Raw genomic sequence first — 15408 nt, forward strand, 5'->3', positions numbered from 1 at the left:
GCCTGCGCGGCTCGGCGTCAGTCCAGCAGGGCGAGGACCGCGTCCAGGTCCGTGAGGCGGGCGTCGGAGCCGAGCCCCTGGGCGACGGTGGCCGCCGCGGCGGTGCCCCAGCGCGCGGCCTCCAGGACGTCCCTGCCGCGGGTGAGGCCGGTGATGAACCCGGCGCAGTAGGCGTCGCCGCAGCCGGTCGTGTCGACGACCTCGACGGGCAGCGCGGGCAGCCGGTGCGCGCCCTCGGCGGTGGCGACGAGGCTGCCGTCCCCGCCGAGCGTGACGACGACCGTGCCGGGCCCCCGCGCGAGCAGCGCGGCGGCGGCCTTCTCCGGGTCGTCCTCGCCGGTCATGAGGGCGGCCTGCTCCTCGTTCGGCAGGAAGTGGTCGACGTGCGGGAGGAACGCGGCCGCGCCGTCCAGCAGGTCGGGCATGGTGGACAGCAGGTCCATCGTCACGACGGTGCCGGCCTCGCGGGCGGCGTCGAGCATGGCGAAGAAGGCCGGGTCGTTGAGGCCGAACGTGACGTCGGGGCCGCCGAGGTGCACCGCGCTCGCCGCGCCCAGCAGGCCCGGCCCGACCGCGCCGGCGGCGAGGGTCAGGTTCGCGCCGGGGACGTGGAAGCTCGGCCGCCCGCCGTCCGGCCGGATCGGCAGGATCGACGCGCTGGTCTGGTCGGCCGTCCGCCGGACGAGCCCGCCCACGTCCACGCCCTCGCGCGTCATGATCGTGACCAGCAGGTCGCCGAGGTCGTCGTCGCCGATCGCGCCGACCGAGACGACCTCGTTGCCGAGCCGGGCCAGGGCGACGGCGGTCCCGGCGGCGGCGCCCGCCGCGGTCACCCGGATCTGCTCGACGACGACGGTGTCCTGGCCCTCCGGGATGCCCTCCACCGGGCGGGCGAGCACGTCCAGGATGTGCGCGCCGAGAGTGACGACGGTCATGACCGGCCCCTTAGTGATCGTCGGGGCCGTAGCGTACGCGGTGCAGGCTCCGAAAGGTGAGAGGTATTCGCATGTTGTTGAGGGACGAGCGGGACGCGTTGTGCGCGATCGGCCGGCGGCTCGCCGGGACCGGGCTGGTGACGGGCGCGTCCGGCAACGTCAGCGTCCGGTCGGGCGATCTGGTCGCGGTCACCCCGGGCGGGATGATGCTCGACCGGATGGAGCCCGCCGACTGCCCGGTCGTGAACATCGAGGGCCGGTGGGTGGACGGCGACAAGGCGCCGTCGTCCGAGACGCCGATGCACCTCGCCCTCTACGAGGCGACCCCGGCCGCCGCCATCGTGCACACGCACTCCACCTACGGCGCCGTCGTGGCGACGACCATGTCCGAGCTGCCGCCGATCCACTACAACACGCTCCTGCTCGGCGGCGTGGTGAAGGTCGCCGAGTACGCCACCTACGGGACGCCCGAACTGGCCGAGAACGTCCGGACGGCCATGGCGGGCGGCAAGCGCGCCGCGCTGATGGCCAACCACGGGGGCGTCACGATCGGCCGCGACCTGGAGGAGGCGTACGAGAACGCGCGCCTTCTGGAGTGGCTGTGCGGCGTGTACGTCCGCGCCAAGGCGATCGGGGAGCCACGGATCCTGACGGAGGAGGAGTTGGCGGAAGTGGTCGAGCGGGGGCTGGCGCCGCCCGACTTCCCCCGCGTGTAACCTAACGCTTGTTAGGTCACTCTGGGAGGCCCGCCTTGCCCTTCGTCCTGGTCGACAGGCCGCGCCCGAACGTCACCCTGATCACCCTCAACCGGCCCGAGCGCATGAACGCGATGGCATTCGACGTGATGGTCCCGTTCCGGGAGGCCCTGGAAGAGGTCAGCCGCGACAACGAGACCCGCGTCGTCGTGATCACCGGCGCCGGACGGGGGTTCTGCTCCGGCGCCGACCTGGAGAATCCGGGGAGCATCCCGGGCATCGACGGGCTGACGCTCCCGACGATCGCGCTCCGCTCGATGGAGCTGCTGGACGACGTGGTGCGGGCGATGCGGCGCGTCCACCAGCCGGTCATCGCGGCGGTCAACGGCCCGGCGATCGGCGGCGGCCTGTGCCTGTCGCTCGCAGCCGACATCCGGCTCGGCGCGGACACGGCCCTGTTCCGCGCGGCCGGGATCAACAACGGGCTGACCGCGAGCGAGCTCGGCCTCAGCTACCTGCTGCCGCGCGCGATCGGCGCGTCCCGGGCGTTCGAGCTGATGCTGTCCGGACGCGACGTCGAGGCCGCCGAGGCCGAGCGGATCGGCCTGCTGTCGCGCGTCGTCCCCGGCGACAAGCTCCTCGACGCCTGCTACGAGCTGGCCGAGCGGATCGCCGGGTTCAGCCGCCCCGGCACCGAGCTGACGAAGCGGATGCTGTGGTCGAGCCTGGACGCCGCGAGCCTGGACGCCCACATGGGGCAGGAGGGCCTCGCCCAGCTGTACGTCCGCCTCACCACCCACAACTTCGAAGAGGCGATCAAGGCGCGGAGGGAGCACCGCCCCCCGGACTTCCAGGACTGACGCACACCGGCCTGGTCCGCCGCTGGTACGACCACGCCGCCGCGCCCAGCGCCAGGCCGTAGGCGGCGAACGCGCCGATCCCGCACGCCGCCACCGTCCAGCCGGACCATCCGCTGATGAGCCCGTCGTGCGGGAGGTCGCGCAGACCGAGGACGGGCGGCAGCAGGTAGGCGATGGAGCCGACGACGCCGTACGGGCCGAGCGTCAGGGCGCCGAGCCAGGCCGGGGTGAGCGGCAGCCAGCGCGGCACCCTGCGCCCGGCCAGCGGCGGCGCCCACCGCGGGAAGACCTGCCCCCATTCGTGGGTGAGCCCCATCAGCAGGAAGACGCCGGCGAGCGCCGCCAGGGTGGTGAAGTCCAGTCCGTACCTCTCCAGCGTGAGGACCAGCCCGGACGCGCCGTTGCGCTCGAACTCGGCGACGACCTGCTCGCCCTCGATCCCCGCGAAGGAGCCCCCGAACGCCCATGTCGTCTTCATGGCGACGTAGGGCGCGAACCCGAGGGCCCCGCCGTAGGCGGCCCACCGCACCGCGCGCGGCGCGGGGGACACGGGCGGCGAGGTCGTGGCGGTGCCCGTCCCGGCGTGAAAGCCGCCGCACCGTGCGCACCTTCCCGCCGTGCTGCGCTGGTAGGCCAGGGCCGTCCCCGCGAGCAGGGCCGCGCCCACCGCGCACAGGGCCTCGACGGCGAACCTGGGCCAGTCGTCGACCGTCCCGTCGAAGACGAGTTGCAGCGCGTTCATCACGAAGCCGAACGTTCCGGCCCCCGCCAGCACGCAGGCCGTCCACAGCCCGCTGAGCGGCCACCACCGCGGCATCTGCCGCCCGACGCCGCGCACGCTCGACACCGCCATGATCCCGCCGACGCCGAGGAGGGCGGCGATCACCCATCCCGCCGCCCGCGCGCCGGCCGGCGGCGCCCCGGTCTCCCCGCCGGCCGCCCAGTACAGGGCCGCCCCCACCGCGCCCAACGACCACACCCCGGCCGCGTACCCCGCCCAGCGCGGCCACAGCCTCCCGACCGATTCCATGGGACGAGCCTGTCCGCGCCCCCGCCGCAGCGCCTCCCACCGGGGGGCGAACGCCCTACCCCGTGCGGGGGAGGGGGCATGGCAAGTCAGGGGGCACGGCAAGTGAAGGGCATGGCAGGGTGAGGGGGTGCCGAAGCTTGCGCCGGACGAGGCGCGCCGTCTGCTGACCACCGTGCCGGTCGCGCGCCTGGCGACCGTGGGGGAGGACGCCCGCCCGCATCTCGTCCCGGTGACGTTCGCCGTCCACCGGGGCGCCGTCTACACGGCCGTCGACCACAAGCCCAAGAGCAGCCGCGATCTGCGGCGCCTCGCGAACATCCGGGCCAATCCGCGCGTCGCGCTCCTGGCGGACCACTACGAGGACGACTGGGAACGCCTCTGGTGGGTTCGCGTGGACGGCCACGCGACCGTCGTCGCCGACCCCGCGCGCATGGCCGAACCTGTCCGGCTCCTGGCGGAGCGCTATCCCCAGTACCGCGAGCATCCGCCCGAGGGCCCGGTCATAGCCGTCACCATCGAGGCCTGGACGGGCTGGTCGGCGTCCTAGAGGGAGCGGTGGAAGGCGGTGACGGCGTTGGCGATCTGCTCGGGGAACTCCACGTGCGGGTGGTGGCCGGCGCCGTCCAGCAGGACGACCTCGCCGTTCAGCCTCTGGCCGACCCATTCGGCCTCGGCGGCCGGGTCGGGCCAGTCGATGTCGCCCGTGCCCATGATGACGAGCGTGGGCGCCTGGACGCGGTCGAGCCGCGCCTCGGCCTCGGCGTGGGACATGCTCAGGTAGTCGGCGATGACCTTGCCGCGGCCCGGCTCCTTGAAGTTCGCCTTCAGTTCGGCCTTGTGCTCGGCGAAGTCGGCCGGGGGCTTCGGCTCCCACTTGGGGTAGTAGGACATGTAGAGCGGCAGGGCGAGGCCGGGGACCCGCATAAGGGCGGTGGTCAGCTTCTGCGCGAACCCGCCCTTGCCGTCCCGGACGAACGGCGCCGCCAGCACGAGTCCCTTGACCAGTTCGGGCGCCTCGGCCGCGACCCACACCGCGGCGGCCGCGCCGTTGGAGCACCCGTAGATCAGTGCCGGGCCCGCGTCCAGGTGCTGGAGCAGGGCCAGCAGGTCGTGGGCCAGCGGGGTGCTGCCGTACTCGGGCCAGCGTGCGCTGGTCTCGCCCATCCCGCGCTGGTCGACGGTCACGACGCGGTACCCGGCGTCCAGGAGCAGCGGCTGGAGGAACCGGAACTGCGACCGCAGGTCGAGCATCGAGGGCAGGCACACGACGAGCGGGCCGTCGCCGGTGTCGTCGTAGGCCAGCCGTCCGCCGGGAAGATCGAGGAAACGGGTCTCGCTCATCACGCACTCCTTGAAAAAGTGTAGCTTTATAGCTAAGGATATTAGCTTTAGGGCGGCCGCACGTCAAGAGCGGTGCTCTCGCGGGATCAGTCCCAGGCCTCGCCGAGCCTCGCGAGGTCGGCGGCGTACTCGATGCGGGCCGCCCACTCGCCCGGCCAGGCGTCCACGCCGAGGTGCGCGCCCGCGAACGCGCCGGCCAGGCACGCGATCGAGTCGGAGTCGCCCGAGCTGGCCGCGCCGCGGCGGATCGCCTCGACCGGCTCGTCCGGGAACAGCAGGAAGCACAGCAGGCCGGTGGCGAGCGCCTCCTCGGCGACCCAGCCCGCGCCGGTGACCGCGCAGGGGTCGGACGTCCGGTCCCCGCGCGCGACGGCCTCGTCCAGGCGGTCGAGGACGTCCAGGCACTCGTCCCAGCCCCGGGCGGCGAACGTCTCCGGGGCGTCCATGCCGGGCTGCTGCCACAGGGTGCCGAGCCAGCGCTCGTGGTAGACGGCGCGCTGGTCGTGGCAGCGGGCCCGGAGCGCGGCGGGCAGGTCGGACGGGGCCATCCCGTCGGCCAGCCACCGCACGGCGAACGCCGTCAGCTCGCTCGCCGCGAGCCCGGTCGGATGCCCGTGCGTGAGAGCGGCCTGGAGCTGCGACGCCCCGGCCCGCGTCTCGTCCGACAGGCCCGGGGCCAGGCCGACCGGCGCGACGCGCATGTTGGCGCCGCAGCCCTTGGAGCCCGCCACGGTGGCCTCCACCCAAGGCCTCCCGGCGGCCAGGTTCCGGCACGCGCGCAGGCAGGTGTTCCCAGGCGCGCGGTTGTTGTCGGGGCTGTTCAGCCAGTCGACGAAGCGCCGCCGCCACATCGGCGTGATCAGATCGGGGGTGAACGGCGGGTTCGCCAAGGCGTCGAGGAGCGCCAGCCCGACCGCGATCGCCATCTGCGTGTCGTCGGTGACGAGGGCCGGGTCGCCTTCGGGCCGCGCGGGGCCGTGCTCACCGAACCGCCTGTGGATCTGCTTCATGGTGAGGAACTCGGTGGGCGCGCCCAGCGCGTCCCCGTACGCCAGCCCGAACATCGCCCCGCTCGCCCGTTTCATGGGCGGCATTCTTCCTTAATCCGTACAAGCGTCGCGGTAGCCGCCGGGGGTCGTCCCGTAGCAGCGGACGAACCAGCGCGTCAGATGGCTCTGGTCGGCGAAACCGGTGCGGGCCGCCACGTCCCCGATCGCGTCGCCCCGGGCGAGCAGGCGGCGCGCCGCGCGCAGGCGGAGCTGGCGCTGGTAGTCGCTCGGCGCCATCCCGTACTCCCGCCGGAACGCCCGGTACAACGCGAACCTGCTGCACCCCGCCGCCTCCGCCAGCGCGTCGGCTCCGATGTCGTCGGTGCAGCACTCCTGGAGGCGCCGCCGGGCCCGCTCGACGAAGCCGCCGGCGGGCGCCGCGCGCACCCTCCGCGTGGCGGCCCGGTCGACCAGCGTCCCGACGGCCGCGGTCAGCAGCTCGTCGCGCTTCAGGGCCGGCGCACCGCCGAGCAGCGCCGCGTGCAGCCCGTGCAGCGCCCGGGCCAGGGCGGGGTCCGGCACGACGGGCGCGTCGAACAGCGGCAGCCCGACCGGGCGCGCCGCGATGTCGGCGAGCACGTCCGAGATCAGCCCGGCGCCGATGTGGACGATGCGGTAGGTGAAGCCGAGCTCGTCGGCGGCGTGGCCGTCGTGCGGGTCGTCGGGGTTGAACGCGATGACCATCCCGGCCGCGCTCGTGTGGGCCCCGCCCCGGCACCGGAACGCCTGGTAGCCGTCCTCGGTGACGCCGAACGAGTACGTCTCGTGGCTGTGCCGGTGGTAGGCGTGCCGCTCGAAGTGAGCGTGCATCGCCTCCAGCGGACGGTCGGGCGACCGCCAGTACCTGCTCCAGTCCACGCCTCCCAGTCTGGCGCACGAGCGTTCAAGACGGCGCGCCCGGGCCGAGGGCAGGCTGGACCGCATGCGTTTCGACACCAAGATCGGGATCGTGGTCCGCGACGACCTCGCCGCCTGGCAGCGGCTGAACGTCACCGCGTTCCTCGCCAGTGCCGTCGCGGGCGGCGTCCCCGGCGTCATCGGAGAGCCGTACGAGGACGCGTCCGGCAACACCTACCTGGCGATGTTCCGCCAGCCCGTCCTGGTCTACGAGGCCGGGGCCGAGGCGATCTCGACGGCCCACGCCCGCGCCCTCGCCCGCGAGATGGACATCGCCGTCTACATCGAGGACATGTTCAAGACGGGCCACGACGAGGCGAACCGCGCGACCGTCCGGGCCGTCACCGCCGAGGAGATGCCCCTGGTCGGGTTCGCCGTCCACGGCCCTAAGAACGGCGTGGACAAGGTGCTCAAGGGGTTGCGGCTGCACCCGTGAGCCCGGCGAGGGCGGCCAGGCGCTCGCGGTGCCGGTCCGGCGACCCGAACAGCTCCCGCGACGACCGCGCCCGTTTGAAGTACAGGTGCGCGTCGTGCTCCCAGGTGAACCCGATCCCGCCGTGCAGCTGGATCGCCTCGCCCGCCGTGTGGAAGAAGGCCTCCGAGCAGTACGCCTGGGCGAGCGCGGCGGCGGCCGGCAGCTCGTCCGGGCTCTCGTCGGCGGCGGCCGCCGCGTTCAGCACGGCCGACCGCGCCGACTCCACCAGCACGAACATGTCCGCGCACCGGTGCTTGACCGCCTGGAACGACCCGATCGGGCGCCCGAACTGGTGCCGCACCTTCGCGTACTCGACCGTCATGTCCAGGGTGCGCTGCGCCCCGCCGAGCTGCTCGGCGGCCAGCGCCACGGCCGCGACGTCCAGGGCCCGCGCCAGCGCCTCCGGCCCCCCGACCCTGCGCGCCGCGACCCCGTCCAGCTCGATCCGCGCCAGCCTGCGCGTCTGGTCGAGCGTCGGGAGGGCGTGCCGGACGAGCCCCGCCGCGTCCTCGACGGCGTAGACCCCGACCCCGTCCCCGCCCCGCGCCGCCACGAGGACCAGGCCGGCGATGTGCCCGTCCAGGACGAAGTTCTTCGTCCCGCGCAGCACACCGTCCTCGAACGTCGCCCGCACCGAGGCGGGGTCCCAGGACCCGCCGTCCTCGGCCACCGCCAGCGTCCCGATCACCGACCCGTCCGCGAGGCCGGGCAGCAGGTCGTGCCCGCCGTCCCCGGCCTCCAGCGCCGCCGCGGCTGTGATCGTCGCGAGGAACGGGGCGCACACCACGGCCCGCCCCATCTCCTCGAACACCACGGCCAGCTCCCGCATCCCGAACCCGGCGCCGCCGTGCTCCTCGGCGATCGCCAGGCCCTGCAGCCCGAGCTGCTCGGCCATCTGCCGCCACACCTTCGGGTCGTGGCCCTCGGCCGTCTCCATCAGCCGCCGCACCTCGGCGCCGGGGGACCGGTCGGCGAAGAAGCGCCGCAGCGCGTCCCGCAGCTCCCGCTGTTCCTCGGTGACGACGAGCTTCATCGGGCGTCCTCCCACACGTGTCCCAGGCCTACCGGGTCATCGTGCCGCGCGCCCGCCGCCCGCCTCCGGACCCTTCCCATCCACCGGGACGGTCAGGGCGCCCAGTCGTGCGGCCCGAGCACGTACCCCTTGCTCGTCGAGTGCAGATGGTTGATCGACACGAGGTGGCCGAGCGCGGCCCACAGATCCTCCTCGGGCGCGTCCACGAGCGCCCCGATCGTCTCGAAGTCCGCCGCCCCGCGCTCCTTGTCGATCTCCGCCACCGTCTCGTACACGACCAGCTCGAAGTCCGACAGCTCCTGCACGTCCCCACGCGGAACATCTCGCTCATCCATAGACACACCGTGCCCACTGGTGCACGTTCTCAGTCCCGAACGAGAGGGGCGGACGTGGCGAAAGCGGGGCCGGGCGGGCGATCCGGAACTAGAGTGATCAACGGATCTGGAGGCACGACCGAAGGCGGGTACCGGATATGTCGGACGTTCCGCGGGACCCGTCCGCCGAGGCGGATCTGCAGACCGACAGGCCGCACTCGGCGCGGGTCTACGACTACATCATCGGCGGCAAGGACAACTACGCCGCCGACCGGGAGACCGCGGCCGCGGTGCTGGCGAACTGGCCGGGGCTGCGCACCTCGATGATCGCCAACCGGGCCTGCATGCAGCGGATGGGCCGCCACCTCGCCGAGCTGGGCGTGCGGCAGTTCATCGACGTCGGGACCGGCATCCCGTCCTCGCCGAACCTGCACGAGGTGGTCCAGGAGGTGGCGCCGGACGCGCGGATCGTCTACGTCGACAACGACCCGATCGTCCTCGCCCACGCGCGTGCGCTGCTGGCCAGCACCCCCGAGGGCCGCACCGCCTACATCGAGGCCGACATGCGGTCCCCCGAGGCGCTCCACACCGATCCCGCGCTGCGCGACGTCCTCGACCTCTCCCGGCCGGTCGCGCTGACCGTGATCGCCATGCTCCAGTTCGTGGAGGACGCCCAGGGGCTGGTGGAGTCGCTCGTCGCTCCGCTCGCCCCCGGCAGCTACGTGGCCGTCACCATCCCCACAGCCGACCTCGCCCCGGAGTCGCGGCGGCTCGCCGACGACTACACCAGCAGTGGCATCCCCATGTACCTGCGTGACCACGCCGAGGTGGAGCGCCTGTTCGCCGGGCTGGAACTCCTCGAACCGGGCGTCGTCCCGATGTCGCGCTGGCGGCCCGCGCCGGGCGCCGCGCTCCTGCCCGACACCGCCACGAACATGTACGCCGCCGTCGCGAAGAAGCCCTAGCGGGGCCGCTGGTCACTGACCGGCCCGGCCCGTCGAATGCGGCAGGTCACCGCCCTGCAACTGGAGCACGGCATCGACCAGGGGTGCGAGCGCGGGCTCGGTGGCCGCCTGATCGAGGGCCTCGCGCAGAGCCGTGTTGTGGGTGGGGCGGGCCTCCTCCAGTAGGCGCAGGCCGGCGTCGGTGACGTCGGTGTAGATGCCGCGGCGGTCGGTGGGGCACAGGTAGCGGGAGAGCAGCCCGCGGTCCTCCAACCGGGTCACCAGGCGCGTCGTGGCGCTCTGGCTGAGGACGACCGAGTCGGCGACCTGCCGCATCTGCAGGTGTCCGCCCTCGCCGTCGTGCTGGCGGCTCAGTACGTCCAGCAGCGAGTACTCGCGCGCGCTCAACCGGTGCCCGGCCTGGAGCGCGCGTTCGACTCTGCTCTCGATGCGGCCGTGCAGCAGCGAGAGCGCCGACCAGCCGTGCGCCAGGGCGGTCATCGCCGGGTCGGTGGCGGTCATCAGCAGCTCCCTCGGTCGGGCCGTGCGAGCGGACGCGCCGGCGGAGCGCCCACCGCCGTGTCGCGGACCTCACTATACCCGCGCTTGCCATTAGCCCGCGTGTGCAATTATTGTCCACGCTCATAGAAGGCTTACGCAACATCGTCTTGAACGTCGGAAGGACCGCCCACCATGCCGCTCGCACTGCTGGCCCTGGCCATCGGGGCCTTCGGAATCGGCACCACGGAATTCGTGATCATGGGGCTGCTGCCCCAGGTCGGCGCGGACCTCGGCGTCTCCGTGCCGACGGCCGGCCTCCTGGTCACCGGCTACGCCCTCGGCGTCGTGGCCGGTGCGCCGATCATGACCGTCCTCGGCACCAGGATCTCTCGCAGGACCATGCTCATGCTGCTCATGGGCCTGTTCATCCTCGGCAACCTCATCTCCGCGGCCGCCCCGGCCTTCGCCGTCATGCTGATCGGCCGGGTGGTGGCGTCGCTGGCCCACGGCGCCTTCTTCGGCATCGGCTCCGTCGTCGCCGCCGGACTCGTCGCGCCGGAGCGGAAGGCCGGCGCCATCTCCATGATGTTCACCGGCCTGACCGTGGCCAACGTCATCGGCGTGCCCCTGGGCACGTTCGTGGGCCAGACGGCCGGCTGGCGCGTGACCTTCCTGATCGTCGCCGCCCTCGGCGTGCTCGGCCTGGCGGGCGTCGCCGGGCTGGTCCCGGACGTGCCCAAGCCGGAGGGAGTGCGGCTGCGGCACGAGGTGGCCGCCTTCAAGAACGCCCAGGTCGTCCTGGCCATGGCCATGACGGTCCTCGGCTTCGGCGGGGTGTTCGCCGCGATCACCTACATCGCGCCGATGATGACCGAGGTCGGCGGCTTCGCGGAGTCGTCCGTCACCTGGCTGCTGGTGGTCTTCGGACTGGGCATGGTGGCCGGAAACCTCATCGGCGGCCGCTTCGCGGACCGCAGGCTCATGCCGATGCTCTACACCGCCCTGGGCGGCCTGGCGGTGGTCCTGCTGCTGTTCACCTTCCTGGCCTCCGGAAAGGCCGCGTCCGTCGTGGCGGTCTTCCTCATCGGCCTTCTCGGCTTCGCCACCGTCCCGCCGCTGCAGAAGCGCGTCCTGGACCACGCCCACGGTGCGCCGACGCTCGCCTCCGCGGCCAACATCGGCGCCTTCAACCTGGGCAACGCCCTGTCCGCCTGGCTCGGCGGCCTGGTGATCTCCGCGGGCCTCGGCTACACGGCGCCCAGCGCCGTCGGGGCGGTCCTGGCCGCCGCCGCTCTGGTGCTGGCCGTCCTCTCGCACCGGCTCGAATCGCGCCGGCCCCGCACCACCACGGCCCCGGCGAACCTCGGACGCACCCCGGCGTCCTCCACGGGCGCCAGGGCCGGCATCGGCCCCTGATCACTGGGCGGTCCAGCCTCCGTGGGAGGGGTGTTCCTTCAGGGTTGGCGGGCCGGGCAGACGACGATCTCGCCGCGACCGGCGGCGGGCGTAGCGGCGCCTAGCCCTCCCGCAGGGCCGTCGACACCAGGCGGCGGATCGCGGAAAGATCCACGGCTTCGGCCAGGGCCTGCTCGTCAGGATCGTCCTTGCTCGGGGCTTCGACGTTGAGGAGCGTGCGGAACAGGCGCGGGAGCACCGTCCGGGCGAGCAGGTCCTCGGCGAGGGCCGCGGCGTCCGCGACGTCGTGCCCGGCCAGGTAGCCGGTGAGGCGCTCCCGGGTGCTGGCGAAGATGGCGTCGAAGTAGGCGCTGGAGCTGCCGGGCAGGCGCTCGGCTTCGGCGATGCAGAGCCGGCAGGTCCGCACCTGCGGTTCCCATGCCATCAGCTGCTGGAAGCGCCCGCAGAACAGCGTCACCGCCTCCGCCGGGTCTTCGGCGTACGCGTCCGGGGTCTTCAGCCTGCCCAGGTACAGCTCGCGGACCCACTCCATGACGGCGAGGAACAGGCGGTCCTTGCTCTCGAAATGCGCGTACAGCGACCGCTTCGACGTCCCGGCGCGCGCGGCGACGGCGTCCATCGAGGCTCGTTCGTAGCCGGTCTCCAGGAACACGTCCTTGGCCACCGCCAGGATGTGGCGGCGCAGCTCCTCACCGCGTCGCTGCCGGCCCCGCTCCGGGGATGCGCCTGCTGCACTCATCGGGTTGCGTCCTCAAAAATAAACGGTACGGTTGAGTTTACTTATCCCCGGCAGGTCATTGGAGGGACGCCATGATCGTCATTACCGCCCCCACCGGGAACATCGGGCACCAGGTCGTCGACACCGTGCTCGCGGCCGGCGAGCCCGTCCGCGTCATCGCGCGCGATCCGGCCAGGCTGCGCGCCGACGTGCGGGAACGTGTCGAGGTCGTCCAAGGGTCGCACGGCGACGGGCAGGTCGTCGCCCAGGCCTTCGACGGCGCCGACGCCGTTTTCTGGCTGCTGCCGTCCGATCCCCGGGCCGCCGACGCGAACGAGGCGTTCCTGGGCTTCACCAGGCCCGCGGCGGAGGCGATGCGCGGCCTCGGGGTCAAGCGCGTCGTGGACGTCAGCGCCCTCGGCCGCGGCACCCCGCAGGCGGGCGCGGCCGGGCACGTGACCGCGTCGCTGGCCATGGACGACCTGATCGCGAGCACCGGGGTCGCCTTCCGCGCGCTGGCCGCGTCCGGCTTCATGGAGAACGTGCTCCGGCAGGTCCAGACGATCAAGGAGCGGGGCCGGTTCTTCGACGTGATCTCTCCCGACCGCGAGCTGCGCCTCGTCGCCACGCGGGACATCGCGGCCGTCGCCGCCCGCCTGCTGCTCGACGCCACGTGGACCGGCCAGGAAGAGATCCCCCTGCTGGGCCCCGAGAACCTGTCCTACAACGACATCGCCGCCGTCATCTCCGAGGTGCTCGGAACCTCCGTCCGGTACGAGCGGATCCCCGCCCGGGCCCTCGCGGACCGGCTCACCGCCCGAGGCATGTCCGGCGCCATGGTCCAGAGCATGCTCGACATGATGGCGGCCAAGGAGAACGGCCTGGACGACGCGATCGTCCGCACGCCCCGGCACGCGACCGACACCCCGACCACCTTCCGGCAGTGGTGCGAGGAGGTCCTCAAGCCCGCGGTGCACGCCTCCGGGCGTCAGCCGTAGCGCTTCATCTCGTGGAAGAAGCCGGGGACGGTGTTCAGCTCGCCCGACGACGCGACCTGGTCGTAGACGTACTTCGCCACGGCCAGGTCCAGGACGCCGAGGCCGAACGGTGAGAAGACGACCGGCTTGTCGGCGGGCGGGGCCGTCTCGCCCGTCAGGACGTCGTACAGGGTCCCGGCGACGAAGTCGCGGTGGCCGACCCGCTGCTCGGCCAGGTGCGGGGACGTGTTCGCCTTCATGCAGTGCTCGACGTCGTCCACGACGTTGTACGACGACAGGATGATCTCGGGGGAGAGGTCGCGCAGCGACACGTGCAGGACGAGGGGGGCGTGCGCGAACCAGGCCGGGTCGGTGACGTGCGGCTCGCCCGCGACGGTCGCGAAGACGACCAGATCGGACGAGCGGATCAGCGACTCGGCCGAGTCGTGGATCGTGATCTCGCCCTTGCCGGCGCGCTCCAGGTACCCCCGGAAGCCTTCGGCGTGCTCGCGCGACAGGTCGTGGACGCCGAGCTCGTCGAAGGCGAAGCCGTTGCCCGCCAGGTAGGTGTGGATGTAGCGGGCGATGAGGCCGGTGCCGACGAAGCCGACCCGGCGGGGGCGGGGGCCGCGGCGGTCGGCGAGGGCCGCGGCGGCCAGCGCGGCGGACGCGGCGGTGCGGGCGGCGGAGATGATGGAGCTCTCCAGGCACGCGAACGGGTAGCCCGTCTCGGCGTCGTTGAGGACCAGCACGGCCGACGCGCGCGGGACGCCGTTGGCGACGTTGCCCGGGAAGCTGGAGATCCACTTGATGCCGTGCACGCCGACGCCGCCCTTGACCGAGGCGGGCAGCGCGATGATCCGGTCGGACGGGCGGTCGGGGAAGCGCAGGAAGTAGGAGTCGGGGTTGACCGTCAGGCCCTCGCCGTGCAGCCGGTAGGCCGCCTCGACCATCCGGGTGACCTCCGCCTCGCGCCCGGCGACCGCCCGGTGGACCTGGGCGCCGGAGACCACGGCGAACGTTGGGGCCTGCGTCATGGGCGGAACTCCGTTCTCCTGTGATGATCAGTCGCCGAGGATAGCGGCCGGGTCGCCGAAGTGTTCGCGCAGCCAGTTCTCCTCGTAGAGGGAATCGAGGTAGCGTTCGCCGAGGTCGGGGGCGATGGCGACGGCCACGGGGTCCTCGCCGGGGTACTTGGCCTCCAGCCAGCGGGAGGCGCCCGACACGACGGTGCCGGTGGAGCCGCCGAACAGGAACCCGCGCGAGGCCAGCGCGTGGACGGTCCGGATCGTGTCGGTCTCGGGGACGTGCACGACGTCGTCGACGAACGACTCGTCCACCAGCGCCGGCCGGGTGCTGGTGCCGAGACCGGGGACCATCCGGCGCTCGGGGAGGCCGCCGAAGGTGACCGAGCCGACCGCGTCCACCGCCACGATCGTGACGGGCCGGCGGTGCTCGCGGAAGTAACGGGCGCAGCCCATCAGCGTGCCGGTCGTGCCGGCGCCGACGAACAGGACCTCCAGGTCGGGGAACTCGCGGTCGATCGCCGGGGCCGTCCCGCGGTAGTGCGCCAGCCAGTTGTTGCGGTTGGCGTACTGGTTCAGCCACACGTACTCGTCGCCGGACGCGCACAGGTTCCGGACGTAGGCGATGCGCCCGCCGAGGTAGCCCCCGTTGGCGTCCCGGTCGGACACCACGCGCACCTCCGCGCCGAGGGCCCGCATGACCCGCATCGACGCCGGGTTGCAGCGCGGGTCGGTGACGCACACGAACCGCAGGCCGCGGCTCGCGGCGATCAGGCTGAGCGCGATCCCGAGGTTGCCCGACGACGACTCCACGATGATCGAGCCGGGGGTGAGCGCGCCGTCCCGCTCGGCCGCCTCCACCATCGCCGCGGCCGCCTTCAGCTTCACCGAACCGGCGAAATTGAAGCCCTCGCATTTGAGGTAGAGCGGGCGCTGTATGACATGCCGAAGATCGACGTAAAGGTCGTCGACATTGAATTCCTGCGGCGAGGTTATGATCGGCACGCTGCCACCCTGAAATGAAGAAGCAATTCCCTCGTCTTCCCCCGAAGTTCGCCGCGGGCTTCACGCCAGAGCCATGGCGAGGCATCACGGTACCTTCGGGCATCTTGCCGCCGCAACCCCCTGATTACCCGCCGGTAGGGCAGAATACGTGGTACTTCTGCCGGGCCGGACTTAGGCTATGGCGGCCGCTTGT

At 72.7% G+C, this 15408-nt stretch carries 18 protein-coding genes; 7 read left to right on the plus strand and 11 right to left on the minus strand.

What is annotated here, in order from left to right; genetic code table 11:
- Nucleotides 1–17: 17 nt before the first annotated feature.
- A complete protein-coding gene (locus BJY14_RS35965) occupies nt 18–935 on the minus strand; it encodes a carbohydrate kinase family protein (protein ID WP_179847678.1) in 918 nt (305 codons plus the stop codon).
- Nucleotides 936–1006: 71 nt separating this feature from the next.
- On the opposite strand from BJY14_RS35965, the gene BJY14_RS35970 reads away from it, so the two are divergent.
- Nucleotides 1007–1651: a class II aldolase/adducin family protein gene (locus tag BJY14_RS35970; RefSeq protein WP_179847679.1), complete on the plus strand. Its 645-nt coding sequence runs from the start codon at nt 1007–1009 to the stop codon at nt 1649–1651.
- A gap of 35 nt (nt 1652–1686) precedes the next feature.
- Nucleotides 1687–2490: an enoyl-CoA hydratase gene (locus BJY14_RS35975; RefSeq protein ID WP_179847680.1), complete on the plus strand. Its 804-nt coding sequence runs from the start codon at nt 1687–1689 to the stop codon at nt 2488–2490.
- Here the strand turns inward: BJY14_RS35975 and BJY14_RS44645 are convergent.
- Complete coding sequence (locus BJY14_RS44645; protein WP_218905738.1) at nt 2447–3520, minus strand: hypothetical protein; 1074 nt, start codon at nt 3518–3520, stop codon at nt 2447–2449. The two genes, BJY14_RS35975 and BJY14_RS44645, sit on opposite strands and share 44 nt — an antisense overlap.
- A 127-nt stretch (nt 3521–3647) precedes the next feature.
- Between BJY14_RS44645 and BJY14_RS35985 the strand changes: the two genes are divergently transcribed.
- Nucleotides 3648–4067, plus strand: coding sequence for a TIGR03668 family PPOX class F420-dependent oxidoreductase (locus BJY14_RS35985; protein WP_179847681.1), 420 nt, complete (start codon nt 3648–3650; stop codon nt 4065–4067).
- Here the strand turns inward: BJY14_RS35985 and BJY14_RS35990 are convergent.
- The 3 genes from BJY14_RS35990 to BJY14_RS36000 form a co-directional block, all read right to left on the minus strand.
- Nucleotides 4064–4861, minus strand: coding sequence for an alpha/beta fold hydrolase (locus BJY14_RS35990; RefSeq protein WP_179847682.1), 798 nt, complete (start codon nt 4859–4861; stop codon nt 4064–4066). The two genes, BJY14_RS35985 and BJY14_RS35990, sit on opposite strands and share 4 nt — an antisense overlap.
- An 86-nt stretch (nt 4862–4947) precedes the next feature.
- Nucleotides 4948–5946: an ADP-ribosylglycohydrolase family protein gene (locus tag BJY14_RS35995; RefSeq protein WP_246396234.1), complete on the minus strand. Its 999-nt coding sequence runs from the start codon at nt 5944–5946 to the stop codon at nt 4948–4950.
- Nucleotides 5947–5961: 15 nt separating this feature from the next.
- Nucleotides 5962–6768 carry an AraC family transcriptional regulator gene (locus tag BJY14_RS36000; protein ID WP_312879573.1) on the minus strand — a complete coding sequence of 269 codons (807 nt, stop codon included), beginning with the start codon at nt 6766–6768 and terminating at the stop codon, nt 5962–5964.
- A gap of 64 nt (nt 6769–6832) precedes the next feature.
- Between BJY14_RS36000 and BJY14_RS36005 the strand changes: the two genes are divergently transcribed.
- Nucleotides 6833–7243, plus strand: coding sequence for a PTH2-like family protein (locus BJY14_RS36005; protein WP_179847683.1), 411 nt, complete (start codon nt 6833–6835; stop codon nt 7241–7243).
- Here BJY14_RS36005 and BJY14_RS36010 read toward each other — a convergent pair.
- Nucleotides 7218–8315: an acyl-CoA dehydrogenase family protein gene (locus tag BJY14_RS36010; RefSeq protein ID WP_179847684.1), complete on the minus strand. Its 1098-nt coding sequence runs from the start codon at nt 8313–8315 to the stop codon at nt 7218–7220. The genes BJY14_RS36005 and BJY14_RS36010 overlap by 26 nt on opposite strands.
- A gap of 92 nt (nt 8316–8407) precedes the next feature.
- Nucleotides 8408–8650, minus strand: a complete 243-nt coding sequence (locus BJY14_RS36015) for a Rossmann-fold NAD(P)-binding domain-containing protein (protein WP_179836019.1) — start codon at nt 8648–8650, stop codon at nt 8408–8410.
- Between the two features lie 137 nt (nt 8651–8787).
- Here BJY14_RS36015 and BJY14_RS36020 point away from each other — a divergent pair, with 137 nt between their 5' ends.
- Nucleotides 8788–9594 (plus strand): SAM-dependent methyltransferase, encoded by an 807-nt coding sequence (locus tag BJY14_RS36020; RefSeq protein ID WP_179847685.1) that lies wholly within the window; start codon nt 8788–8790, stop codon nt 9592–9594.
- Between the two features lie 12 nt (nt 9595–9606).
- Here BJY14_RS36020 and BJY14_RS36025 read toward each other — a convergent pair whose 3' ends face one another.
- Nucleotides 9607–10095: a MarR family winged helix-turn-helix transcriptional regulator gene (locus BJY14_RS36025; protein WP_179847686.1), complete on the minus strand. Its 489-nt coding sequence runs from the start codon at nt 10093–10095 to the stop codon at nt 9607–9609.
- 171 nt (nt 10096–10266) lie between these two features.
- On the opposite strand from BJY14_RS36025, the gene BJY14_RS36030 reads away from it, so the two are divergent.
- Nucleotides 10267–11490 carry an MFS transporter gene (locus BJY14_RS36030; protein WP_179847687.1) on the plus strand — a complete coding sequence of 408 codons (1224 nt, stop codon included), beginning with the start codon at nt 10267–10269 and terminating at the stop codon, nt 11488–11490.
- Nucleotides 11491–11590: 100 nt separating this feature from the next.
- On the opposite strand, the gene BJY14_RS36035 is transcribed toward BJY14_RS36030, so the two are convergent.
- Nucleotides 11591–12229 (minus strand): TetR/AcrR family transcriptional regulator, encoded by a 639-nt coding sequence (locus BJY14_RS36035; protein ID WP_179847688.1) that lies wholly within the window; start codon nt 12227–12229, stop codon nt 11591–11593.
- A 71-nt stretch (nt 12230–12300) separates the two neighbouring features.
- On the opposite strand from BJY14_RS36035, the gene BJY14_RS36040 reads away from it, so the two are divergent.
- Nucleotides 12301–13206, plus strand: a complete 906-nt coding sequence (locus BJY14_RS36040; protein ID WP_179847689.1) for an NmrA family NAD(P)-binding protein — start codon at nt 12301–12303, stop codon at nt 13204–13206.
- On the opposite strand, the gene sbnB is transcribed toward BJY14_RS36040, so the two are convergent.
- On the minus strand, nt 13197–14222 hold the full coding sequence (sbnB, locus tag BJY14_RS36045) for a 2,3-diaminopropionate biosynthesis protein SbnB (protein WP_179847690.1): 1026 nt from the start codon (nt 14220–14222) through the stop codon (nt 13197–13199). The two genes, BJY14_RS36040 and sbnB, sit on opposite strands and share 10 nt — an antisense overlap.
- A 27-nt stretch (nt 14223–14249) precedes the next feature.
- Nucleotides 14250–15215 carry a 2,3-diaminopropionate biosynthesis protein SbnA gene (gene sbnA, locus BJY14_RS36050; RefSeq protein WP_179847691.1) on the minus strand — a complete coding sequence of 322 codons (966 nt, stop codon included), beginning with the start codon at nt 15213–15215 and terminating at the stop codon, nt 14250–14252.
- Between the last annotated feature and the right edge of the window lie 193 nt (nt 15216–15408).

This window comes from Actinomadura luteofluorescens (assembly GCF_013409365.1).
In the GTDB taxonomy this organism is placed as follows: Bacteria; Actinomycetota; Actinomycetes; order Streptosporangiales; family Streptosporangiaceae; genus Spirillospora; species Spirillospora luteofluorescens.